Origin of the sequence: Flavivirga eckloniae (assembly GCF_002886045.1) — a bacterium.
GTDB lineage: Bacteria > Bacteroidota > Bacteroidia > Flavobacteriales > Flavobacteriaceae > Flavivirga > Flavivirga eckloniae.
In genome coordinates, this window is the sequence record NZ_CP025791.1 from 1,532,796 (window position 1) to 1,556,097 (window position 23,302).

Annotated in this window: 22 protein-coding genes; 17 read left to right on the top strand and 5 right to left on the bottom strand. The window is 33.6% G+C overall.

Translation table 11 applies throughout. The features are described from left to right. Positions 1 to 190 precede the first annotated feature (190 nt). Positions 191 to 610, bottom strand: coding sequence for a nucleoside-diphosphate kinase (locus C1H87_RS06425; protein WP_102755018.1), 420 nt, complete (start codon positions 608 to 610; stop codon positions 191 to 193). Between the two features lie 247 nt (positions 611 to 857). Here C1H87_RS06425 and C1H87_RS06430 point away from each other — a divergent pair, with 247 nt between their 5' ends. From C1H87_RS06430 to C1H87_RS06450, 5 genes are read left to right on the top strand one after another with little or no spacing between them, the layout of a single operon-like run. Next, positions 858 to 1,877, top strand: coding sequence for a DHH family phosphoesterase (locus C1H87_RS06430; protein ID WP_102755019.1), 1,020 nt, complete (start codon positions 858 to 860; stop codon positions 1,875 to 1,877). After that, complete coding sequence (gene gldI / locus C1H87_RS06435) at positions 1,870 to 2,412, top strand: gliding motility-associated peptidyl-prolyl isomerase GldI (RefSeq protein WP_102755020.1); 543 nt, start codon at positions 1,870 to 1,872, stop codon at positions 2,410 to 2,412. The genes C1H87_RS06430 and gldI overlap by 8 nt, the downstream gene beginning before the upstream one ends. Before the next feature lies 1 nt (position 2,413). Continuing rightward, positions 2,414 to 3,541: a peptidylprolyl isomerase gene (locus C1H87_RS06440; protein ID WP_102755021.1), complete on the top strand. Its 1,128-nt coding sequence runs from the start codon at positions 2,414 to 2,416 to the stop codon at positions 3,539 to 3,541. Between the two features lie 12 nt (positions 3,542 to 3,553). Then, complete coding sequence (lgt, locus tag C1H87_RS06445; RefSeq protein ID WP_102755022.1) at positions 3,554 to 4,483, top strand: prolipoprotein diacylglyceryl transferase; 930 nt, start codon at positions 3,554 to 3,556, stop codon at positions 4,481 to 4,483. 25 nt (positions 4,484 to 4,508) lie between these two features. Then, positions 4,509 to 4,979 carry a DUF192 domain-containing protein gene (locus tag C1H87_RS06450; protein ID WP_317048191.1) on the top strand — a complete coding sequence of 157 codons (471 nt, stop codon included), beginning with the start codon at positions 4,509 to 4,511 and terminating at the stop codon, positions 4,977 to 4,979. A gap of 245 nt (positions 4,980 to 5,224) precedes the next feature. On the opposite strand, the gene C1H87_RS06455 is transcribed toward C1H87_RS06450, so the two are convergent. Further along, on the bottom strand, positions 5,225 to 7,861 hold the full coding sequence (locus C1H87_RS06455; RefSeq protein WP_102755024.1) for a valine--tRNA ligase: 2,637 nt from the start codon (positions 7,859 to 7,861) through the stop codon (positions 5,225 to 5,227). Between the two features lie 433 nt (positions 7,862 to 8,294). Here C1H87_RS06455 and C1H87_RS06460 point away from each other — a divergent pair, with 433 nt between their 5' ends. Next, a complete protein-coding gene (locus C1H87_RS06460; RefSeq protein WP_102755025.1) occupies positions 8,295 to 8,720 on the top strand; it encodes a DUF1573 domain-containing protein in 426 nt (141 codons plus the stop codon). A 50-nt stretch (positions 8,721 to 8,770) separates the two neighbouring features. Here the strand turns inward: C1H87_RS06460 and C1H87_RS06465 are convergent, their stop codons facing one another. Continuing rightward, entirely contained in the window at positions 8,771 to 10,138 is a 1,368-nt protein-coding gene (locus tag C1H87_RS06465; RefSeq protein ID WP_102755026.1) for a PDZ domain-containing protein, read from the bottom strand. 103 nt (positions 10,139 to 10,241) lie between these two features. Here C1H87_RS06465 and C1H87_RS06470 point away from each other — a divergent pair, with 103 nt between their 5' ends. From C1H87_RS06470 to C1H87_RS06485, 4 genes are all read left to right on the top strand, one after another. Next, entirely contained in the window at positions 10,242 to 11,432 is a 1,191-nt protein-coding gene (locus tag C1H87_RS06470) for a pyridoxal phosphate-dependent aminotransferase (protein ID WP_102755027.1), read from the top strand. 2 nt (positions 11,433 to 11,434) lie between these two features. Continuing rightward, positions 11,435 to 12,448, top strand: coding sequence for a UDP-N-acetylmuramate dehydrogenase (murB, locus tag C1H87_RS06475; protein ID WP_102755028.1), 1,014 nt, complete (start codon positions 11,435 to 11,437; stop codon positions 12,446 to 12,448). A gap of 70 nt (positions 12,449 to 12,518) precedes the next feature. Further along, positions 12,519 to 13,070 (top strand): RNA polymerase sigma factor, encoded by a 552-nt coding sequence (locus C1H87_RS06480; protein WP_102755029.1) that lies wholly within the window; start codon positions 12,519 to 12,521, stop codon positions 13,068 to 13,070. Next, a complete protein-coding gene (locus tag C1H87_RS06485; RefSeq protein ID WP_102755030.1) occupies positions 13,063 to 13,857 on the top strand; it encodes an anti-sigma factor in 795 nt (264 codons plus the stop codon). The genes C1H87_RS06480 and C1H87_RS06485 overlap by 8 nt, the downstream gene beginning before the upstream one ends. A gap of 101 nt (positions 13,858 to 13,958) precedes the next feature. Here C1H87_RS06485 and aqpZ read toward each other — a convergent pair whose 3' ends face one another. Beyond that, on the bottom strand, positions 13,959 to 14,645 hold the full coding sequence (gene aqpZ, locus C1H87_RS06490; protein WP_102755031.1) for an aquaporin Z: 687 nt from the start codon (positions 14,643 to 14,645) through the stop codon (positions 13,959 to 13,961). A gap of 331 nt (positions 14,646 to 14,976) precedes the next feature. Here aqpZ and C1H87_RS06495 point away from each other — a divergent pair, with 331 nt between their 5' ends. The 7 genes from C1H87_RS06495 to C1H87_RS06525 all read left to right on the top strand — a co-directional run bounded on the left by C1H87_RS06495 (position 14,977) and on the right by C1H87_RS06525 (position 22,291). Continuing rightward, positions 14,977 to 15,180, top strand: a complete 204-nt coding sequence (locus C1H87_RS06495; RefSeq protein WP_102755032.1) for a membrane or secreted protein — start codon at positions 14,977 to 14,979, stop codon at positions 15,178 to 15,180. A gap of 6 nt (positions 15,181 to 15,186) precedes the next feature. After that, complete coding sequence (locus C1H87_RS06500) at positions 15,187 to 16,299, top strand: glycosyltransferase (protein WP_102755033.1); 1,113 nt, start codon at positions 15,187 to 15,189, stop codon at positions 16,297 to 16,299. Beyond that, a complete protein-coding gene (locus tag C1H87_RS06505; protein ID WP_102755034.1) occupies positions 16,290 to 16,838 on the top strand; it encodes an RNA polymerase sigma factor in 549 nt (182 codons plus the stop codon). The genes C1H87_RS06500 and C1H87_RS06505 overlap by 10 nt, the downstream gene beginning before the upstream one ends. Next, positions 16,835 to 18,076 carry an Nramp family divalent metal transporter gene (locus tag C1H87_RS06510; protein ID WP_102755035.1) on the top strand — a complete coding sequence of 414 codons (1,242 nt, stop codon included), beginning with the start codon at positions 16,835 to 16,837 and terminating at the stop codon, positions 18,074 to 18,076. The genes C1H87_RS06505 and C1H87_RS06510 overlap by 4 nt, the downstream gene beginning before the upstream one ends. Before the next feature lie 49 nt (positions 18,077 to 18,125). Then, positions 18,126 to 19,004 carry a lipoyl synthase gene (gene lipA, locus C1H87_RS06515; protein WP_102755036.1) on the top strand — a complete coding sequence of 293 codons (879 nt, stop codon included), beginning with the start codon at positions 18,126 to 18,128 and terminating at the stop codon, positions 19,002 to 19,004. Between the two features lie 4 nt (positions 19,005 to 19,008). Continuing rightward, positions 19,009 to 20,025, top strand: coding sequence for a type I glyceraldehyde-3-phosphate dehydrogenase (gene gap, locus C1H87_RS06520; RefSeq protein WP_102755037.1), 1,017 nt, complete (start codon positions 19,009 to 19,011; stop codon positions 20,023 to 20,025). Positions 20,026 to 20,089: 64 nt separating this feature from the next. Then, positions 20,090 to 22,291 carry an ATP-binding protein gene (locus C1H87_RS06525; RefSeq protein ID WP_233783374.1) on the top strand — a complete coding sequence of 734 codons (2,202 nt, stop codon included), beginning with the start codon at positions 20,090 to 20,092 and terminating at the stop codon, positions 22,289 to 22,291. Here the strand turns inward: C1H87_RS06525 and lpxK are convergent. Beyond that, positions 22,281 to 23,291, bottom strand: coding sequence for a tetraacyldisaccharide 4'-kinase (gene lpxK / locus C1H87_RS06530; protein ID WP_102755039.1), 1,011 nt, complete (start codon positions 23,289 to 23,291; stop codon positions 22,281 to 22,283). The two genes, C1H87_RS06525 and lpxK, sit on opposite strands and share 11 nt — an antisense overlap. Positions 23,292 to 23,302 lie beyond the last annotated feature (11 nt).

Sequence of the window (23,302 nt, forward strand, 5' to 3'; positions counted from 1 at the left end):
CTTTAATTTACAAATAAAGTCTATCATAAAATGATAGACTTTTTTTATGGAATTAATTTTATAATTAACTCAATTACTTTATTTCCAGAGCGACCTGAGCAAAGGTAGTCGAAGTAAGCGAAAAATCTCTACATAGTCTTTTTAACTTATTTATGAATAAGATTCTTCGCTATACTTTGAATGACATTTTTTAAAACATTTCTCTACCAGAAAAATGAAAAGCACCTTCTATAGCAGCGTTCTCATCACTATCACTACCATGTACAGCATTCTCTCCAATAGAAGCTGCATATAATTTACGAATAGTTCCTTCGGCAGCATCTGCAGGGTTTGTCGCTCCTATTAATGTTCTAAAATCTTCAACAGCATTGTCTTTTTCCAGAATAGCTGCAACAATAGGTCCACGAGTCATATATTCAACCAGCTCTCCAAAAAACGGACGTTCTTTATGTATCGCATAAAATGCTTCAGCATCAGCCTTAGTCATTTGCGTTAATTTCATGGCTACGATTCTAAATCCTGAAGCCGAAATTTTTTCTAATATAGCTCCAATGTGTCCCTTTTCGACAGCATCAGGCTTAAGCATTGTAAATGTTCTGTTTGTTACCATTTTATAGTTTTACTTTTGCTGCAAAAGTAATGTAATTATCATTAAAAACAATCATTAAATTGTTAACCAACATAACACATTAAAATATCATTTGTATTAAAGCGATTACAAAACGCATCTCTGCCTTGTTTGTTAAGTTTTATCGTCATTTTAGCCTATTAAATCTTATCTTTAATTACAATCACAAGCGTCATAACAACTATTTGATTCATTATTCTGGTTAAAAAAAATTGTATCTTCGTCACCTATGAATGAACAAGATATAACAAGTATAAAACAACTATTATCTAACCAAAAAAAGATTGTTATTGTACCTCATAAAAATCCAGATGGAGATGCTATTGGCTCTACTCTTGGCTTGTATCACTACCTTATTAAAGGTAACCATTTGGTAAATGTTTTAGTTCCTAACGATTACCCTACCTTCCTAAAATGGATTCCGGGTAATGATGTTATTCTAAAACATGATTCTCAAACCAAAGTCTGCGATGCGTTAATAGAAAATGCAGATATTATTTTCACTTTAGATTTTAATGCTTTTCACAGAACCGGCAATATGGAAACGGTATTAGCTAATAGCAATGCCTTAAAAATCATGATCGATCATCATCAAGCACCCGATGATTATGCTACTTATATGTTTAGCGATGTTAGCATGAGTTCTACTTGCGAAATGATATACAATTTTATTGATATGTTAGGTGATACTGACCTGATTGATTCCAACATTGCGACCTGTTTATATGTTGGTATAATGACAGACACTGGTTCCTTTAGGTTTTTATCTACCACAAGCAAAACCCATAGAATAATAGCCCAACTCATTGAAAAAGGCGCAAATAACACCAACATTCACAACAATGTTTACGATACTAACAGTTATGAACGCTTACAACTTCTGGGGTGCGCTTTGAGCAACTTAAAAGTAATTCCAGAATCGAGAGCAGCTTATATAACGCTTTCGCAAGAAGAATTAAACAAATACAATTATAAGAAAGGCGATACCGAAGGCGTTGTTAATTATGCTTTATCATTAAACAACACGGTACTAGCTGCTATTTTTATTGAAGACAAGCAAGAAGGTATTGTAAAAATATCGTTACGCTCAAAAGGACATTTTTCTGTTAACGAATTATCAAGAGCGCATTTTAACGGTGGTGGCCATACCAATGCAGCTGGAGGAAAAAGCTATTTATCTCTAGAGGATACGGTTGCTAAATTTATTAGTATATTGCCTAGTTATAATAAAGCCCTAAATAATGAATAAATTACTAACACTAGCCATTGTTTTACTGGCCATAAACTGTAAAACACCAGAAGCTCGGCGACCGGAATCAGTTAAAACCGGCTCTTTTATAGATGCTTCTGTAGAGCGCAATAAAAAACTAAATGCTCAAGAGCAAGCTTCCATAGAAAAAATCATGCAAGAACAAGGCAAGAATTATATCGCTTCAGAAAGTGGCTTTTGGTATTATTACAATAACAGAATAGAATCCGATACTTTAAAAAAACCTCTTTTTGGAGATATTGTAAACTATAATTACAATGTAAAAGCGTTAAATGGCAGCCTGATATATTCTAAAGAAGACCTTAAAACACAAGTCTATACCATGGATAAAGAAGAATTGTTTACGGGTTTACGCGAAGGTTTAAAGCTAATGAAAACCGGAGAAACCGTTACCTTTCTTTTCCCATCTCAAAAAGCCTACGGTTATTATGGCGATGAAAAGAAAATAGGCAGTAATACACCGCTAATTTGCGAGGTTACAATAAATTCAATTACCCAAAATCAAACAAATTAAAATGATTTTTTTAAAAAACACTATCAAAATTTTAACATTTGCTTTTTTAATAGCTCTAGTTTCATGTAAAGCCCAATACCCAGAACTTGAAGATGGCATATACGCAGAATTTGTAACCACAGAAGGTATTATGGTTGCAAAATTAGCACATAAAAAAGCGCCAATAACTGTTGCCAATTTTGTATCGTTAGCAGAAGGTACAAATACTGCTGTTGATGACGAATATAAAGGAAAAAAATTCTATAATGGGCTTATTTTTCATCGCGTTATCGATCAATTTATGATACAAGGAGGTGACCCAACGGGAACTGGATCTGGAAGCCCTGGTTATAAGTTCAGAGATGAGTTTCACCCGGATTTAAAACATGATAAACCTGGTATTTTATCTATGGCAAACTCCGGACGCAATACAAACGGAAGCCAATTCTTTATTACAGAAGTTCCAAAACCTCACTTAGATAACGGATATAACGTTTTTGGTGAATTGGTTATTGGTATAGATGTTCAAGACAGTATTTCTAATGTAAAAACTGCAGCTGGCGATAAACCTGTAGAAGATGTTGTTATTAAGGAGTTAAACATTATTAGAAAAGGTAAAGACGCTAAATCCTTTGATGCACCTAGTACATTTAGTAATCATTTTGCAGAAGCAGAACGTAAAGAAAAAGAAAGAAAAGCTAAAGCAGAAGCTATTATTAAGGCAACAAAAGAAAAATTTAATAAACAAAAAGCTGAAGCAACCTTATTGGATTCTGGCTTACAGTATATTATTACCGAAAAAGGTACTGGCGAAAAATTACCTGAAAATGCCAGTGTACTTACACATTATGCCGTATATTTTGAGAACGGAAAATTACTCCAAACAAGTAAATTGGAAATTGCCGAAGCGCTTGATGCTGTAAATGAAAAAAGTAAAGCTGCAAATCGATACCGCCCTATAACTGCCGATATTGGTCCAGACGCAGAAATGATTGCTGGTTTTAAAGAAGGGGTTAGACAGTTAAGTGTTGGTGACAAGGCAACCTTATTTATTCCTTACCATTTGGCTTATGGCGAATCTGGTGGTAGAGGTATTCCTCCTAAATCTAATATTATTTTTGAAGTCGAAATACTAGAGCTTTTAAAGTAAAACACAAAACGTATGCATACATTAAAATTTGATTGGAACCCTGTAACTGGAATTGACATTGTTGGAAATTTCAAGATACATTTCTATAGCCTCATGTGGGTCGTTGCCTTTATAGTTGGCTGGTACATTATGAAACGTATTTTTACTAAGGAAAAAGTATCTTTAGACTATCTTGATCCTTTATTTATATATACGGTACTGGCAACCATGCTAGGAGCACGTTTGGGGCATGTTTTATTTTATCAATCGGAATTAATATCGCAGGACTTTTTTAGTATTTTTCTTCCATTCAAATTTAAAGGCGGCTTTGAGTTTACCGGTTTTCAAGGTCTGGCAAGTCATGGTGCAGCCATAGGTATTATACTCGGTATGTACTTGTATCGTAGAAAATACAAGTATAAGTCGTTATTATGGATTTTAGACCGTGTTGTTATTTCGGTTGCTTCGGGAGCTATTTTTATTAGAATTGGGAATTTTATCAATTCTGAAATTATAGGAAAAGTTACAGACTCTGGTTTAGGAGTTCGTTTTATTCAGGATGAATACTATAAAAGACAAATTACACAACTTACAGGTATTAAAGACGTACAAAAAGCGTATAATGCAGTAACAGATAATCCGCAATTTGCCGAACTATTGGAAAAGGTACCGTATAGACACCCTTCGCAGCTATATGAATCTTTCTGCTACATTTTTGTGTTCTTAATTCTATGGTATTTCTATTCTAAAACCAAAAAAAGAGAGCAAACTGGTTTTCTATTTGGATTATTTTTAATCTTATTATGGACCATTCGTTTCTTTATTGAGTTTACAAAAGAACCTCAAGGTGAAGAGTATATTAATTGGGCCAATTTAAATACAGGCCAATGGCTTAGTATTCCGTTTATTCTAATTGGTTTATACTTTATGTTTATTTACAAACCAAAAACAGCTGTTAAATAAGATGTTTTTTAAACGTTTTTCTTTATTGATTTTTATTATTTCGAGTGGTTTAGCATTAAGCCTATCGTCTTGTAAAAAGGATAAAAAAATTATAAAACAAACCGAAGTGGCTTTTAAAAAAGAAGGCGAATTTATCATTTTCAAGTCCATTGATTCCACACAGATAAAACTAGATATTGAAATAGCCGATACCGATTTCGATATTCAAACCGGGCTCATGTACAGAAACTCGATGGATAAAAACAGAGGTATGCTTTTCGTTTTCGAAGACGAAAGAGAGCGTTTCTTTTATATGAAAAACACCAAAATACCTTTAGATTTAATTTATATAAACGAGAAAAAAAATATAGTGAGCTTTCAAAAAAACGCAAAACCGTTTGATGAAAGCTCCTTACCTTCTACGTTTCCCGCAAAATATGTGCTAGAAATTAATGCCGGTTTAGTTGATACCTGGGGAATTTCTGTTGGCGATAGCATAAGTTACACCACAAACTAATATTTAATACCAGTATTAACTTTTTAGAAAATACAAAATAGAGGAGATTCTTCGCTCGCTTCAGCTCCGCACAAGTAAGTCGCTCCGAATAACATTACCAACTTAAACACTGCTAACCGTACACTGCTTACTGAACACTGAATACTGAATACTGAATACTGAACACTGAACACTGAACACTGAACACTGAATACTGAATACTGAACACTGAATACTGAATACTGAATACTGAACACTAAAAAAAACTACCCCAAACTAGCCAAACTAGCTTTAAGCGTCTCTATTTTAGCCAAAGCATCAGCTTCCTTTTTCTTCTCGCTTGCAACCACCTGTTCTGGTGCGCCATTAACAAAACGCTCGTTAGAAAGTTTCTTTTGTACAGATTTCAAAAAGCCTTCTGTATAATTTAATTCTTCAGTTAGCTTTTTAACTTCCGCCTCAACATCGATACTTCCAGCCATAGGTATAAAATACTCATTAGACTTTACCCTAAAAGTTAAGGCACCATCAACAGCATCAGAAACATAATCGATACTTTCTAAGTTTCCTAATTTAGAAATAATACTATCGAAAGTTGTATTGGCTTTCTCGTTATTAATTACAGAAAACCCAATAGCATCTTTAAAAGCGATGTTCTTTTGTTTTCTAATATTTCTAATTCCAGAAATAACTTCCGAAGCAAATTCAAACTCATTAACCAAAGCCTCATTTATTTCCTTAGACTCTGGCCATTTTGCAACAATTAATGCTTCTTCTGGAGTTCTGTCTGCTATATAATGCCAAATATCTTCTGTTAAAAATGGCATAAAAGGGTGTACTATCTTTAGGTTATCCTCAAAAATGGTGATAGCGCTTTTTAAAGTTTTGGCATCAATAGGTTGTTGATATGCCGGTTTAATCATTTCTAAGAACCAACCACAAAAATCATCATAAATAAGCTTGTATATGGTCATTAAAGCATCACTCAATCTATATTTACTAAAATGATCTTCAATTTCAATTAAAGTTTTTTGAAATTTGGACTCATACCAATCTATAGCTATTTTACTAGACTCTGGCTGTTCTATACTATCATCAACCTGCCACCCATCAACCAATCGGTAAGCATTCCAAATCTTATTACCGAAACCTTTTCCTTGCTGACAAAGTGCCTCATCGAACATTAAATCGTTTCCTGCTGCAGAACTTAGCAATAATCCAACACGAACACCACCAGCTCCATATTCTTCTATTAGCTTTAAGGCATCTGGCGAATTCCCCAGTTGCTTAGACATTTTACGACGTTGCTTATCGCGAACCAATCCTGTTAAATACACATTGTTAAAAGGCTTATCACCTTTATACTCATACCCTGAAATGATCATACGTGCTACCCAAAAGAATAAAATATCTGGACCTGTTACCAAATCGTTTGTTGGGTAATAGTATTTAATGTCGTCATTTTCAGGATTCCTTATCCCGTCAAAAACACTAATTGGCCACAACCACGAGCTAAACCAAGTATCTAGAGCATCGGTATCTTGTGTTAAATCCGAAGTTTGAAGTTCGGAATTCGATGTCTTTTCTCTTGCCAATTTTACGGCGTCTTCTATATGTTCTGCTACTACAAAATCTTCTTTTCCTTTGCCGTAGTAATACGCAGGGATTTGTTGCCCCCAAAGTAATTGACGCGATATATTCCAATCACGAATATTCTCCATCCAATGACGGTAGGTATTTTCAAATTTCTTAGGAAATAATTTTATTTCGGAATCTTCTCCTAAAACCGCCTTAATCGCCGGTTTTACCAATTCTTCCATTTTTAAAAACCATTGATCGCTTAAACGTGGCTCTATAACTGCCTTGGTTCTTTCAGAAGTTCCTACTTTATTAATGTGGGTTTCGGTTTTTACTAAAACCCCTGTTTCTTCTAATTCTTTAGCAACTGCTTTTCTGGCTACAAAACGATCTTGACCTTCAAAATGCAAGCCGTAACTGTTTAAAGTAGCATCTTCATTAAAAATATCTACAACTTCCAGCTTGTGCTTATCTCCTAAATTCTTATCATTTTCATCATGCGCTGGCGTAACTTTTAAACATCCCGTACCAAACTCAACATCAACATATTCGTCTTCAATAATAGGAACAACGCGATTGCATATAGGCACAATAGCCTTTTTACCTTTTAAATGCTGGAACCTTTCATCGTTCGGATTAATACAAATGGCTGTATCTCCAAAAATAGTCTCAGGACGTGTTGTAGCTATAGTTAAAGTATCGTTGCTTCCTTCAATCTTATATTTAAGATAATACAGGTTTCCTTGACGCTCCTCATGAATAACCTCTTCGTCCGACAAGGTTGTTTTTGCTTCAGGGTCCCAGTTTACCATACGATAACCACGGTAAATCAAACCTTTATTATACAAGTCTACAAATACCTTGATAACCGCTTCACTCATGTCATCATCCATAGTAAACTTAGTACGCTCCCAATCACAAGAACATCCTAATTTTTTAAGTTGCTCTAAAATAACGCCTCCATATTCATGTGTCCAATCCCAAGCATGTTTTAAAAACTCATCGCGAGATAAATCATTTTTATCAATACCCTGCTCTTTTAATTTAGCAACAACTTTTGCCTCGGTAGCAATAGATGCATGGTCTGTACCAGGTACCCAGCATGCATTTTTTCCTTGTAAACGTGCACGACGAATTAACACATCCTGAATGGTGTTATTAAGCATATGCCCCATATGTAAAACTCCTGTTACATTTGGCGGAGGTATTACAATGGTATAGGGCTCTCTTTCATCTGGTTCTGAATGAAAATAGTTATGCTTCATCCAGTAATCATACCACTTGCTTTCTGCTTGACTTGCCTCGTATTTTGAAGGTATTTGCATACTTTGGAATAGTTTTTGAATATTGATCTGCAAAAGTACTTATATTTCTTTTTCTGTGAAATGAGCGCAGCTATTAATTTTATTTAGAAACAAAATTTTAATATGCGAATGATGCTTATAGATTAGAATAAAACGATAAGAAGACGAATGTTAACAAAAAAACTATGTATTAATAATTAAAATGTTACTAAAAATTTTAACAAAAAATAAACTTATTTAAGAAAAGTTGTACGTACTTTTAACTCTGTCGAATATGTTAACATACCAGTATTACATCTAATATTTTTGCAGATTGTGGAAAAAGTAAGTATGTTTGACATGAGTTTAAAAATTAAAAGTAATGAAACAAACATTACTTTATTTTAATAATTTTAGAAGTGTTTAATATAGTGCTAATAGCATTTGACCTTATAAAACAATAAAAAATAGACAAATGAAAAAATTAATTACAATTTTATTTATCGGATTAATCAGTTTAGCTGTAAATGCGCAAGATAAAGTAGCAAAAATTAAGTTTAAGTCTGAAACTATCGATTATGGAACTATCGAAAAAGGCTCTAACGGCGTACGTGTTTTTGAATTTACAAATACGGGTGACGCTCCCCTTATAATTTCTAAGGTTTCATCTAGTTGTGGTTGTACCATTCCTAAAAAGCCAAAAGATCCTATTTTACCTGGACAAACTGGAGAAATCGAGGTTAAGTACGACACTAATAGAGTAAATCCTATTAGAAAAACAATAACAGTTATGTCTAATGCAGACACACCTACGATAGCTTTAAAAATAAAAGGCTTGGTTGTAGATTCTAGTAAGAAAAGTGTATTAGAAAAGAAAGATAAAAGTATTGTTCAGCAATAATACTTTATTAATAAATATTTTGAAGCCTTCATATTAATATGAAGGCTTTTTTATTGAAAAATATTTTCTAATTCAAATTCAAAAGTCATAACAATAGCATCCCTTTCAACTTTTATTTTTATACGCTTACCTTCATCTTCATAAAACATTTGAATTAATTCCTGTAACTTAAATTGGTGCGTTCCCTTATTGTTTATACTTAAGACTATATCGCCTTTGCGCAAGCCCGATCGTGCTGCCGGAGAGTTTTCTCTTAATTCTACTATTTCATAAGCTGGTTTTAACGACAGTTTATATTGAGGGTTCATTATAATTCTTGTTCCGTTTTGGTTTTGGGAATCTCCGTAATTTCCTCTAACATCAGCAACTTTAATAACGTTGTCCTGCTCTCTTACCAACCTAAATCCGTTATGAGCTAGCTCTATACCACTTTTATTATACCGGAACTTTTCACCAAAATAATGGTTCTTCTTAAGCGTAACCAATGCCTTCCTATAGTCGAAAATAACATTAAAACGCTTTAAGATATTACCAGATAAGCTACCGTTACGGTTTTTATGCCTTCTTGCATATGCTATGTATGCAGAATCCGGATACGATACATTAACCTTGTTAAGTTCAAAACTTTTTAAATAAAACGTTTCTACTTTCGAACGTTTACCATAAACACTGCCACTTAATCCATGCCCCAGAAAATCGTGAAAAAACTTATCGCTGGATTTTATTCCTAACAAATCATCCTCGAACAACCATAAAGCATCACTTCCTCCGGAATCTATCAATAATTTAATAGGAATCATTCTTTCATTCATCCTTACCTCTGTGTTTATATAAGGTTTATTATTGTAAAACTCCAGATTAAGCCTTTCGCATTTTTTACATTCCTTGTAAACATATTTATCCGAATCTGTTAGTTTTAAAATCTTTTTAGAATAACTTATTTCTACCACCAAGTCCTTAAACAAATCGAAACCAATAATACCATGAACTGGAAACCCTAACCTAGGTGCAAAATTGAGATTAGAATCGTAAACCGCATATAAATCCTGCTTTAAATTAATAGCATCACCGATTTTAAAAACATTATTCTTAGATTTTAATGCTTCTACAGATTCACCTTCTCCTAAACCTCTTAAAAAGATAGTTTCGGTATCCTTTATTTTCAACGTATCTGAAACATTTAAAAAATTAAAAATAATAGGCTTACTCACGCCAGTATCCAATAAAAAGGATAAATCTACACCATTAACCTCTACAGGAATGACGATTAGGTTATTAATTAATTTGAAGTTAATCTTATCTGTATGCTTTTTATTTTGAACAACAAATTTGCTTTGAGAAAAACCAAAGACAATGGAACAAAAAAATATTAAAATAAGAATTAAAACTCTTTTGACTGAGAGATAAGTAATTTTCATATATTGAATTTACGAATCTTTTAGATTATCTTATATATTTAGTCCAGTTTTTTAAAAAAAATTTAAGATAATTTTCTCAACTTTGCAGCATAAATTATCATAAATGCCAACAATATCTATGAAAGGGCAGCAGATGCCTGCTTCCCCTATACGTAAATTAGTTCCTTATGCAGAAGAAGCTGTAAAAAAAGGAAAACATATCTATTACTTGAATATTGGACAACCCGATATTAAAACCCCTGAAATTGCTTTAAAAGCTGTTAAGGAAAGTAATATTGATGTAATAGCATATTCAAGATCGGAAGGTTCTGAAGTATACAGACAAAAAATTTCTGCCTATTACTCTAAACATGACATTCAGGTGGCCCATGATGATATTGTGGTAACTACCGGAGGTAGCGAAGCGCTTTTATTTGCCTTTGGAAGTATCATGGATGTAGATGACGAAATTATTATACCAGAACCGTTTTATGCTAACTATAATGGATTTTCAACAGCTTCCGGAGTAAAAGTAGTTCCGGTAATTTCTAAAATTGAAAACAACTTTGCATTACCGCCTATTGAAGAATTTGAAAAACTAATTACGCCAAAAACAAAGGCTATTTTAATATGTAATCCTGGTAATCCAACCGGTTATTTATATTCAAAAGAAGAGATACAAAAACTCGCGGCCATAGTTAAAAAACATGATTTATTTTTAATTGCCGACGAGGTTTACCGAGAATTCACCTACGATGGGAATACCCATTATTCTGTTATGCAAGAAACTGGACTCGACGATCATACTATTATGATTGATTCTGTTTCAAAACGATATAGCATGTGCGGTGCAAGAGTTGGGTGTTTAGTATCGAAAAACAAAGCACTTATACAAACTGTTTTAAAGTTTGCTCAAGCACGTTTGAGTCCGCCAACACTGGCGCAAATTGCTAGTGAAGCTGCATTAGATACCCCTCAGAGTTATTTTGATGCCGTTAATAAAGAATACGTAGAACGACGAAATACACTAATTTCTGAATTACAAAAAATAGACGGGGTTAAAGTAGCAAAGCCTAAAGGTGCTTTTTATTGCATTGTAGAACTGCCTGTAAAAAACTCCGACGATTTTGCACAGTGGCTTCTAGAGCATTTTGATGTTGATGGTGAAACAATAATGGTTGCTCCTGCTGGTGGTTTTTACTCTACTCCAGGAGTTGGTATAAACCAGATACGTATTGCTTACGTATTAAAAAAGGAAAGTCTTATAAAAGCAGTCAACATATTAAAAGAAGCTTTAAAAGTTTACAATAAATAATAGTGTACATAAAAGAAAACATATCCTTAAAACCGTACAACACTTTTGGTATTGATGTATTTGCAAAATTTTTCGTTTCTGTTTCCAACATAGAAGACTTAAAACAGGTTTTAACCCTCAAAGAGTACCCTGACAAACTTATTCTAGGAGGTGGCAGTAATATGTTGCTAACTAAAGATTTTGAAGGGCTTGTTATACACATTAATTTAAAAGGTATCGAAATCGTATCGGAAAATGATGATTTTGTTACCATTAAGGCATATGCAGGCGAAAATTGGCACGAATTTGTACTTTGGTGCATTAATAACGATTTTGGAGGTATTGAAAACTTATCGCTAATTCCTGGTAACGTTGGTACGGCCCCTATACAAAATATTGGAGCTTATGGAGTAGAATTGAAAGATGTATTTGTGTCGTGCGAAGCCATATCGTTAGAAAAGAAAACTATAGAAACATTTACAAAAGAGGCTTGCGATTTTGGTTATCGGAATTCTATTTTTAAACAGCACGCCAAAGCAAAGTACGTTATAACCAGTGTTACATTTGCTCTTAGCAAAAACAACCACAAGCTTCATATAAGCTATGGTGCCATTACTTCTCAGCTTGAAGTGATGCTGGTTACCCAACCAACTATTCAAGATGTTTCGAAAGCTGTTATAGCTATTAGAGAAAGTAAACTGCCTAACCCTAAAGAAATAGGCAATAGCGGTAGTTTTTTTAAAAACCCCGTGATTTCAAAATCCGATTTTAATACACTGTTGCAAAATTTTTCAGATATTCCGAGCTACCCTGTTTCAGAAAACGAAGTAAAAGTACCTGCAGGTTGGCTTATTGAAAAAGCAGGGTTTAAAGGTAAGCAATTTGGCGATTATGGCGTACACAAAAATCAAGCGTTAGTACTCGTAAATTATGGTAATGCAAAGGGATTGGACATCCTAAATCTTTCTAAATTAATACAGAAAACAATTAAAAGACTTTTTAATATTTCAATTGAAACAGAGGTAAATATCTTGTAATTTAAAAGAAATTTCTAACTTTGACGTAAATTACATACCATACGGCTTATCGTTAAAAACCAAATTTACCTTGATATCATCCACAGAAAAAGAAATAATCCACTTCCTAGAAAATGGCGATAAAAAAGCCATTTCACTGCTTTATGAAAGCTATTCAGATTCGTTATTTGGGGTTATTAAAAAGATAATTACAGATGACGACGTGGCGCAGGACGTGCTTCAAGAAAGCTTCGTGAAAATTTGGAGATATTCGAAAAAATACGACGCTAATAAAGCAAAATTATTTACTTGGCTATATAGAATTGCCTATAATACTGCTATTGACAAAGTTAGATCGTTAAAAAATAAAAACGGTAAGGAAGTCCAAATAGAGACATCTTCCGTATATAAAATTACATCGAATGAACTCAATCAAGACGTTTTAGATATAAAAACACATCTAAAAACACTTGATGAGAAATACCAAATAGTGATTAACGCACTGTTTTTTGAGGGTATGACGCAGCAAGAAGCCAGCGATGAATTGGATATTCCGTTGGGTACTATAAAATCGAGATTAAAAATTGGGTTACGAGAATTGAAAAAAATTTATAATCCTAAAACTAAACTAAGTCATGAATGAGAAAATAACTACTTTTTTAAATTCTGGCCTTTTAGAAAAATATCTATTAGGTGAAACCTCTTCTGCTGAAACAGAAAAGGTTGAATCTTATATTTCAAGATATCCAGAAGTACAGAACGCATACAACACATTGCAATACAATTTAGAAATTGTTGCTAAAAGCAATGCTGTTGAAGCCCCTAAAAATATCTTAGATAACATTTTAGAAGAACTAGATGATAAACCAGTTGTTGAATTAAACACTGGAAATAAAAATAAATATAAAGCGTGGCATAAAATTAGTATAGCTGCCAGTATTGCAGCCTTAATTTTTGCTGGAACATCGTATCATTTCTACAGTCAAAAACGCAAACTATCTCAAGAAAACCAAGTGGTAGTTGACGAAATTTTTGATCTACGAAGTGATATCGAAAAAAACAATCTCTTGCTTGATAATGTTATGAGGCAGTTGTTAAAGCTTAACAACCCTGAAACTGAAAAGTACATTATTACAGGAAATGAAAGAGCAAAAGATTTAAAAACGGTTGCTTATATAAACCCTAAAGAAAAAACATCTATGATCGATGTGGTTTCGTTACCTCAACTACCAGAAGAACAATGCTACCAAATATGGGCAGAGTTGCAAGGTAAGATGGTAAGCTTAGGTATTTTAAGCGAATCAGACAGACAACTTATGTCTATCCCTTATGCAGAAAATGCGCTCGCTTTAAATATTACTATTGAACCTAAAGGTGGAAATACCATTGCTTCAATAGAGAACAAAGTCGCAGAAATTAGCTTACAGTAAAGCAGACTTAACTAATACTCAACACTTAAAAGCGGCTATATAAAAAACGTCATTTAAAATGATACTTTTTATATAACCGCTTTTGCTTATAAGTAGTTTTATTATTCTTTATCAAATAAAGCTTTGTGTATAAAACCTGCTACGATAGCACCAGCAATTGGAGCCACCCAAAACAACCAAAGTTGCGATAAATACGCTCCTTCTACAAACAATGCCTGACTCGTAGAGCGTGCCGGATTAACCGATGTATTTGTTATTGGAATGCTAATTAAATGTATTAAAGTTAAACCTAAACCAATAGCAATAGGCGCAAACCCTTTAGGCGCTCTTTTATTAGTACTTCCTAAAATGATTAGCAAGAAAAAAGCTGTTAGTAAAAACTCTGCTATTAGGGCTGCTGTTAAAGAATAACCATCTGGAGATAAATCACCATAGCCATTAGCTGCAAAACCACCAATAGTTACAAAATCAGATTTATTGGTTACTATTAAATACAAAGCTCCTGCGGCTGCCACTGCTCCTACTAATTGAGCAAATATATAACCTAATAGGTTTTTGGTTTCAAACTTCCCTCCTGCCCATAAGCCAAGAGACACTGCTGGATTAAAATGACCACCAGAAATATGCCCTACAGCATAAGCCATGGTTAACACGGTAAGTCCAAATGCTAGTGCCACGCCTACAAAACCAATTCCTAAATCCGGATAGCCTGCTGCAAAAACAGCACTACCACAGCCTCCAAAAACAAGCCAAAATGTTCCGAAAAATTCTGCAAATAATTTTTTCATAAATATCAATTTTAGTTAGTAAGTATTTTAATATACACTATATAAGACACTAACTAATACAATCCGTCACCCATTCCATATCTGAGCATATATTTAGCCGCTTTTTTAACGAAAAGCATTATCTTTGCACAAAATAAATCATAAGGAAACATCTTTTACAAAAACCTTCTGGTTACGCAAAGGATCTTGTACAAGATGCCGCATACTAATACCGAATGCAGCCGAAGTACCAGTACCGAACAAAATCGAAGTACTAATGCTGAGTGAAGCCAAAGTACTTGTACTGAGCGAAGTCGAAGTATGACCTTTGATAAATAATAAATATCAACACATGAAACTTCTTTTAATAACTATCATCCTATTAGGGTTAGGAATTGCAGGTATAGCCATTAAAATTTGGGCAAAAAAAGACGGCAAATTTGCAGGTACTTGTGCAAGTCAAAACCCCGTACTAAATAAAGAAGGTGAAGTTTGTGGCTTTTGCGGAAAAACTCCTGATCAATTTAGCGATTGCAACGAACCTCAACATTCGTAATAATTTATGGTATTTCTTGATTTTATTTTCTACGCATTTATTGTTGTAGTTGCTATTCAAATCATCTTTTATACCTTTTTCTTCAGTAGGTTTGCTTTCCTTAAACAAGCAAAAAAATACAAAAAGAACATTTCTGTTTCCGTACTTATTTGTGCCAAAAATGAAGCTGAGAATCTACAGAACTTTTTACCATTAGTTATCAATCAAGATTATCCCGATTTTGAAATTGTTTTAATTAACGACGCCTCTAATGACAATACATTACAAGTCATGGAGCAATTTGCAAGTAAACATAAAAACATTAAAATTGTTAACGTTAAAAATACCGAAGCCTTTTGGGCAAATAAAAAATACGCCTTAACACTTGGTATCAAGGCTTCAAAACATGAATATCTTCTGTTTACTGATGCCGATTGCAAACCTGCCTCCAAACATTGGATTAAGCATATGACCGCTCATTTTAGCGATAAAAAGCATCTGGTTTTGGGTTACGGCGGTTATGTAAAAATTAAAAACTCCTTTTTAAATAAACTCGTCCGTTTCGAGACACTAGTAACAGCAATACACTACTTTTCTTTTGCAAAATTAGGGCTGCCATATATGGGTGTTGGAAGAAATCTGGCTTACACAAAAACCAAATTCTTTAAAGCCAATGGTTTCGTCGATCATATGAAACTACCTTCTGGAGACGACGATCTATTTATTAACCAAGTAGCTAATAAAAAGAATACATCGATTTGTGTGACTACAAACAGCTTCACAGAATCAATTCCAAAAACCTCATTTAGAAGCTGGTTTAAACAAAAAAGACGCCACGTTTCAACGGCTAAATTCTATAAATTAAAGCATAAAATTTTGCTTACCTTAATTTACAGTTCCCAATTGTTATTTTGGGGTTTAGCCATCTTATTATTCTCCATACCATACAACTGGGAAATTGTTTTGGCTCTGGTATTGTTCAGAATGATTTTTCAATATGTCATTTATAATAAATCTGCTAAGAAATTAAGAGAAAAAGACCTGTTAGTACTATTACCTTTCCTTGAAGTTTTTTTAATTATAGTACAATTAACTATCTTTATAAATAATCTTATATCAAAACCTAATTATTGGAAATAAGCGAAGCTATTAAACGTGCAAAAGAAAACGACCAAAAAGCGTTTAATTACTTGTTAGACATCTTTTGGGATGATGTATATGGCTTTCAATTAAAGCGTATTCAAAATGAAAATGATGCAGAAGACATCACTATACAAACGTTTTCCAAAGCATTTGATAGAATTGATACTTTTGATGATGATTTTAAATTTAAAACATGGTTAATCACCATTTCAAAAAACATCCACATAGATTTACTACGTAAAGAAAAAAATTCCATTGCACAGATTATATCTAAAAATGATGGCGATGTTTTTCAGGTTTTAGACGAATCTCCCTCCCCCGAAGACAAACTAATAACCGAACAACATTTAGCAAAACTTCTACGAGATATCAAAAAATTGAAACCGCATTATCAAGAAGTTATAAACCTGCGCTATTTTCAAGAATTAAGCTATAAAGAAATCTCTAAAGAATTAGATGAGCCTATAAATAATGTTAAGGTAAAATTACTACGTGCAAAAAAGCTACTTGCCGAAATTATTCGAAAAAGCAGATGATTAACAAACTCAAAAACTTAGGTCCAGGCTTATTATTTGCCGGTGCAGCTATTGGTGTATCGCATCTGGTACAATCTACCCGTGCTGGTGCCGATTTTGGTTTGGGATTACTTTGGGCATTGCTTTTAGTAAATATCTTTAAATATCCGTTTTTTCAATTCGGTCCACGCTATGCTACTGCAACAGGCGAAAGTTTATTAGATGGCTACAACAAATTAGGCAAAGAGGTTTTAATCGCTTATTTTATACTAAACTTAGCAACCATGTTTACCATTCAAGCTGCAGTAACCGTAGTAACTGCCGGCTTGGCATCTTCTCTTTTTGGTGATTTCCCTGCTTTCGAAATTGGCAACCGAGCTATTAATAGCACCGAGATTTGGACAGTTATTATCACGTCCATTTGCTTACTACTACTAATCGTTGGTAAGTATAAACTATTAGATAAGCTAATGAAGATTATCATAATCACCTTAACCATTAGCACCTTAGTAGCCGTAACCATGGCTTTAAATAATACCGACCCAGTTTCATTTAAACAAGTATTACCAGAAAATAGTTTAGAAATTACATTTTTAATTGCATTTATGGGATGGATGCCAGCCCCATTAGATGTTTCTGTATGGCAATCATTATGGTGTATCGAAAAAAAGAAGGATATGAAAAATTATGGTCCTAAATCCGCTTTATTCGATTTTAATGTTGGCTACATAAGCACAATCTTTTTAGGCATTGGTTTTCTTTCATTAGGAGCTTTAGTTATGTTTAACAATGGAGAAACATTTAGTAATGCGGCAGGCGCTTTTTCTAATCAATTAATAAAAATGTATACAAGTAGTTTAGGAGATTGGGCTTATATAATTATAGGTATCGCAGCATTTACAACCATGTTTAGCACAACCCTAACAACTTTAGATGCCTCGCCAAGAGCCATGACAAAAACTATAAAGTTACTTTTTAGTACATCATCAAAATTCAACTATAGCTTTTGGATAGCCCTATTAGCGATTGGAACTATAGGTATCTTTTTCTTTTTTGCATCAGAAATGGGTTTCCTTGTAAAAATAGCTACCATTTTATCCTTTATTACAGCGCCTTTTTATGCCATTATAAACTATCGTTTAATCTCCAGTAAACATACACCTAAAGATTGGCACCCCTCTAAACAGCTTCATATCCTAAGTTGGTTGGGAATAGCTTTTTTAATAGGATTTAGCATCTGGTACCTCACGACTTTATAAGCTACTTTTAAAAGCATTATTTGTATCTTTGCCCTTTATTTTTTAATATATGAATTCAGAAACCGCTTCAAATATATTACCAGAGCGAAAAGCTAAGCCAAAATGGCTTCGGGTTAAATTACCCACAGGTAAAAAATATACAGAACTTAGAGGTTTAGTCGACAAGTATAAACTAAATACTATATGCACCTCTGGAAGCTGTCCAAATATGGGTGAATGCTGGGGAGAAGGTACAGCTACCTTTATGATTTTAGGAAACATATGTACCCGTTCTTGTGGTTTTTGTGGTGTAAAAACCGGCAGACCAGAGACCGTAGATTGGGATGAACCTGAAAAAGTAGCGCGATCTATAAAGATCATGAAAATTAAACATGCCGTTTTAACCAGTGTAGACAGGGATGATTTAAAGGATATGGGAAGCATCATGTGGTCTGAAACCGTGAAAGCGGTTCGTAGAATGAATCCTGAAACAACACTCGAAACTTTAATTCCAGACTTTCAAGGTATCGAACAACATATCGATAGAATTGTAGATGTAGCTCCAGAAGTTGTATCGCACAATATTGAAACTGTTAGACGTTTAACCCGCGAAGTTCGTATACAAGCTCAATACGATAGAAGTTTAGGCGTTTTAAAGTATTTAAAACAACAAGGACAAAGACGTACAAAATCTGGTATTATGCTTGGTTTAGGAGAAACCAAGGAAGAAGTTATAGAAACACTTCACGATTTAAAAGCAAATGATGTAGACGTCGTTACCATTGGTCAATACCTACAACCTACCAAAAAGCATTTACCGGTAAAAAAATTCATAAACCCAGACGAATTCAAAGAATATGAAGACATTGGTCTTGAATTAGGTTTCCGTCATGTTGAAAGTAGCGCCTTGGTAAGATCCTCTTACCGAGCACAAAAACACATAAATTAAATATATGATTACTGTTGCAATCAATGGTTTTGGTAGAATTGGTAGGCGTGTTTTTAGATTACTTCAAGACTATAATAACATAAAGGTTGTAGCTATTAACGATTTGGCAGATGCCAAAACGTTAAGCCATCTTCTTAAATATGATAGTATACATGGCTTGTTTAATGGTTCTATATCCTACGATAACAACCATATCATAGTTAACGAAGAAAAGATTCCTTTACTCAATAACAATCATCCAGAAGCAACAGATTGGAAACCATATAACCCAGATTTTGTTATTGAAGCTACCGGAAAGTTTAAAACAACATCCGAACTACAAAACCATATAAATAATGGAGCAGAATGTGTAATTCTAAGTGTGCCGCCAGCTGAAGACTCAATAAAAACCATTGTTAGGGGTGTTAACGATTGTAGTATCGATGGATCTGAAACCATAATTTCCAATGCATCATGTACCACAAATAATGCAGCCCCTATGATTGATGTTATCAATAACCTCTGTGGCATTGATCAGGCATACATTACTACGGTACACTCCTACACTACCGATCAAAGTTTACACGATCAACCTCATCGCGACCTGCGTCGTGCAAGAGCTGCCGGACAATCTATAGTGCCTACAACAACAGGTGCCGCAAAAGCGCTTACTAAAATATTTCCAGATTTGTCTGATGTTATTGGAGGTTGCGGTATAAGAGTTCCTGTAATAAATGGTTCTTTAACAGATATTACATTTAATGTGAAAAAAAATGTTTCGATAAAAGATATTAATAATGCTTTTAAAGAAGCGTCAAAAAATAATTATAAAGGCATAATAGAATATACAGAAGATCCTATCGTTTCTATTGATATTGTAGGAAACACACACTCCTGCATTTTCGATTCGGGTATGACATCTGTAATTGGAAACATGGTGAAAATAATTGGATGGTACGATAATGAAAGTGGTTATTCCAAACGAATAATTGATTTAATATGCAATTTGTCGGAAAAAAAGTGTATTTTGTCGATAAAATAATTATATTTGTCGGTAATATTGAATAAATATGTCCCAGGTTAAAAACTACATATATCTTATAATAATGCTATTCAGCCTCTGTGCTTCATCGCAAAAAACAATCGATGATGACCCTGAGATACAGCAAAATAGTATTAATTATCGTATTGAGCAATCTCAGGTTGAATTGGAAAAATACAACTACTACGATGCTCAAAAAAATCTAGATGAAGCCTTAAAATTGGCCGAAAAATCAGATAATAAAAAGAGTATTGGAATTATTTACACCATAAAAGGAAAACTTCAACTTATAATTGAGGAGGAAGACAACGCCATAAAATCCCTTAATAAAGCAATTGAAGTACAAAGAATTATTAATGACAACAAAAATCTGGGTAAATCTTATAAAACTTTCGGAGATGTTTATCTAACCAAAAAGGATTATGCGCAAGCCCTAGATTCCTATAAAGCGGCTAAGTCGAAATTCCAGGAAGAAGGTTTAAATGAAAATTTAGCCGAGATTCTTTTATGTGAAGGTAAGACCTATATGTTTTTAGATGATTACGAAAAAGCTAGAGACATTATTGAGCAATCTTTGGCTCAAGCAAAAAAAGGAGATTACAAAAAAATATTAAGCGAGGCACTTATTAATCATGGTATCATTTACCATAAACTAGGCGACTATGAAAAGGCTTTGAGCTTTGCCAATGAAGGTTTAACACTTGCTAAAGAAAATAACTTTACAGCCATACTTAATGAAGGGTATTTAGTGGTTAGTAATATATACTATGCTACCGAAAACTATAAACTATCCAGAGATTATTTTAGCGAGCATTCAACACTTACAGATTCTATAAGAGACTTAACACGCTTAAACTCTTCAAAAGATCAAGAAACACAATACTTATTGAATGAAGCTAATGAGAAGAATATTGAAATTGTAGAAAAGTTAGAAAAAGCCGAAGACGATAAAAACCTTGGTACCTTAATCTCTATTTTAAGTGTTGCTTTAATCACCATTTTATCGCTACTCACCTTATCACTTTACAAAAACAATAACATTAGGCTTAAAACCAATAATATGCTTCATAAAAAAAATGGGGAACTTATTATTGCAAAAGAAAAAGCAGAATTGGCATCTAAAACCAAAGCCAATTTCCTGTCTACGGTAACTCATGAGCTACGTACGCCTCTGTATGCCGTTACAGGATTAAGTAACATGTTACTGGATGAAAACCCAAAACCCGAACAAGTTCAGCATTTAAAATCATTAAAGTTTTCTGGGGATTATCTTCTAACATTTATAAACGACATCCTTCAAATAAATAAAATTGAAGCTAATAAAGTTGACATAGAGCCAGAATCTTTCAACTTAAAGAAGAAAATAAACAATATTGTTTTAGCTCTTAACAATTCGGCACAAGACAACAATATTAAAATTCACTTCGAGTACGACAACAATTTACCTGAGAACTTTATTGCCGATCAACTTAAGATCTCTCAAATACTTATAAACCTAATTGGTAACTCTATTAAGTTTACCAAAGATGGAGATATCTGGATTAGAGTTTATAAAATAGAAGAAAAAGACAGCATTTACACCTTACGCTTCGAGGTAGAAGATAACGGTATTGGTATTAGTCAGGAGAAACAAGACAATATGTTTGAGAGTTTCTCACAAGGTTCTATTCAAATAAACCGTAAATATGGTGGTACCGGTTTAGGTCTTTCCATTGTAAAAGGATTAATCGACATTTTAAAAGGTACCATCTACGTTAAAAGTGAATTAGACAAAGGAACAACATTCTATTTCGAAATACCACTTGAGTATACATCTGTTGAAGAAGAAAAAGACAACAAGGTCGCTTACTTTAACGGAGATACTAACGAATTAGATCTTTCCGATGTTAAGATTTTAGTTGTTGAAGACAATAAAATCAACCAAATGATCACCAAAAAGATTCTTACCAAAATGAGTCTTAAATGTGATATAGTAGATAATGGTGAAGAAGCCGTTGAAATGATTAAGGCCAACAAATACGATATTGTTTTAATGGATATTCACATGCCAGGAATAAGCGGTATGGAAGCTACTAAAAGAGTTAGAGCTTTCGATAAAGAACTAACCATTTTTGCTTTAACGGCCGTTACCATTGAAGATAAAATGCACGAATTTGATGAAGCTGGTTTTACCGATATTATTCCAAAACCATTTAAACAAGAAGAGTTCGAGAAAAAGCTTTACAACGCATTAGCTTCTAATAACGATAAATCGGCTACAGCTTAGTTTTTACAAAATCTCTAATCAGCCCATTCATTTTTTCAGTATCATTAATTACCACGCTAATGGGTAGATAGAACAACTTATCTTGTAAGGATTCATATTGTTTTAATCGCATAAAATCCTTTTCGGTAGTCACTATTAATTCCTTTTTATTTAACTCAACAATATCCTGTTTTGAAAACTCATGGTGGTCTTTAAAATTTAAATGCTCAAACCTCAGCTCTTTTTCGCTTAAAAAATTAACTAAAGGGGTAGCATTAGCAATACCTGTAACCAAAGTAAAATCTTCTAAAGCTTCAATAGATTTAGTCATGTTACTGGAAATAACATTGTTTGAATAGCTAATCGAACTAAAGAACACATGTTGATTGGTTTCAGGAGCTATTTTCTTCAAAATAGCATCTCTTTCAGCATCACTTAAATCGTTCGGACACTTAGTAATTACAATAATATTTGCTCGTTTCGATCCACTTCTAGGTTCGCGTAAATTACCCGTTGGTAAAACAACATCCTTAAAATACGGATTACTATACGTAGTAAGTAAGATATTGAATCCAGCTTTTACTTTTCTGTGCTGAAAAGCATCATCTAGCAAAATAACTTCTGGCTGATCATCAATAGATCGCAATTGTTTAATGCCATTAGTCCTATTGGCGTCAACCGCTACAAGAATATCATTTTTAAACTTATTATAAAATTGAAAAGGCTCATCCCCTATCGATTCTGCCGTAGCATCTTTATTGGCCAATTGAAAACCTTCTGTTTTGCGCTTATACCCCCTACTTAATGTAGCCACTAAAAAATCATCCTTCAAAAGGGTAACCAAATACTCAATCATGGGTGTTTTACCAGTGCCTCCAACACTTAAATTACCAACACAAATCACCGGAAAATCGTAAGCCGTGGATTTTTTAATTCCTAAATCATATAACCTATTCCTTAGCCATGTTACTAAATAGTAAACGGGAACCACAGGAAACAAAATGTAACGCAAAAAAATCATTGCAACGAATG

Coding starts and splice junctions, on each gene's coding strand:
- C1H87_RS06425 (WP_102755018.1), bottom strand. CDS start 610: ATGGTAACAAACAGAACATTTACAATGCTTAAGCCTGATGCTGTCGAA.
- C1H87_RS06430 (WP_102755019.1), top strand. CDS start 858: ATGAATGAACAAGATATAACAAGTATAAAACAACTATTATCTAACCAA.
- gldI (WP_102755020.1), top strand. CDS start 1,870: ATGAATAAATTACTAACACTAGCCATTGTTTTACTGGCCATAAACTGT.
- C1H87_RS06440 (WP_102755021.1), top strand. CDS start 2,414: ATGATTTTTTTAAAAAACACTATCAAAATTTTAACATTTGCTTTTTTA.
- lgt (WP_102755022.1), top strand. CDS start 3,554: ATGCATACATTAAAATTTGATTGGAACCCTGTAACTGGAATTGACATT.
- C1H87_RS06455 (WP_102755024.1), bottom strand. CDS start 7,861: ATGCAAATACCTTCAAAATACGAGGCAAGTCAAGCAGAAAGCAAGTGG.
- C1H87_RS06460 (WP_102755025.1), top strand. CDS start 8,295: ATGAAAAAATTAATTACAATTTTATTTATCGGATTAATCAGTTTAGCT.
- C1H87_RS06465 (WP_102755026.1), bottom strand. CDS start 10,138: ATGAAAATTACTTATCTCTCAGTCAAAAGAGTTTTAATTCTTATTTTA.
- C1H87_RS06470 (WP_102755027.1), top strand. CDS start 10,242: ATGCCAACAATATCTATGAAAGGGCAGCAGATGCCTGCTTCCCCTATA.
- C1H87_RS06485 (WP_102755030.1), top strand. CDS start 13,063: ATGAATGAGAAAATAACTACTTTTTTAAATTCTGGCCTTTTAGAAAAA.
- aqpZ (WP_102755031.1), bottom strand. CDS start 14,645: ATGAAAAAATTATTTGCAGAATTTTTCGGAACATTTTGGCTTGTTTTT.
- C1H87_RS06495 (WP_102755032.1), top strand. CDS start 14,977: ATGAAACTTCTTTTAATAACTATCATCCTATTAGGGTTAGGAATTGCA.
- C1H87_RS06500 (WP_102755033.1), top strand. CDS start 15,187: ATGGTATTTCTTGATTTTATTTTCTACGCATTTATTGTTGTAGTTGCT.
- C1H87_RS06510 (WP_102755035.1), top strand. CDS start 16,835: ATGATTAACAAACTCAAAAACTTAGGTCCAGGCTTATTATTTGCCGGT.
- lipA (WP_102755036.1), top strand. CDS start 18,126: ATGAATTCAGAAACCGCTTCAAATATATTACCAGAGCGAAAAGCTAAG.
- gap (WP_102755037.1), top strand. CDS start 19,009: ATGATTACTGTTGCAATCAATGGTTTTGGTAGAATTGGTAGGCGTGTT.
- C1H87_RS06525 (WP_233783374.1), top strand. CDS start 20,090: ATGCTATTCAGCCTCTGTGCTTCATCGCAAAAAACAATCGATGATGAC.
- lpxK (WP_102755039.1), bottom strand. CDS start 23,291: ATGATTTTTTTGCGTTACATTTTGTTTCCTGTGGTTCCCGTTTACTAT.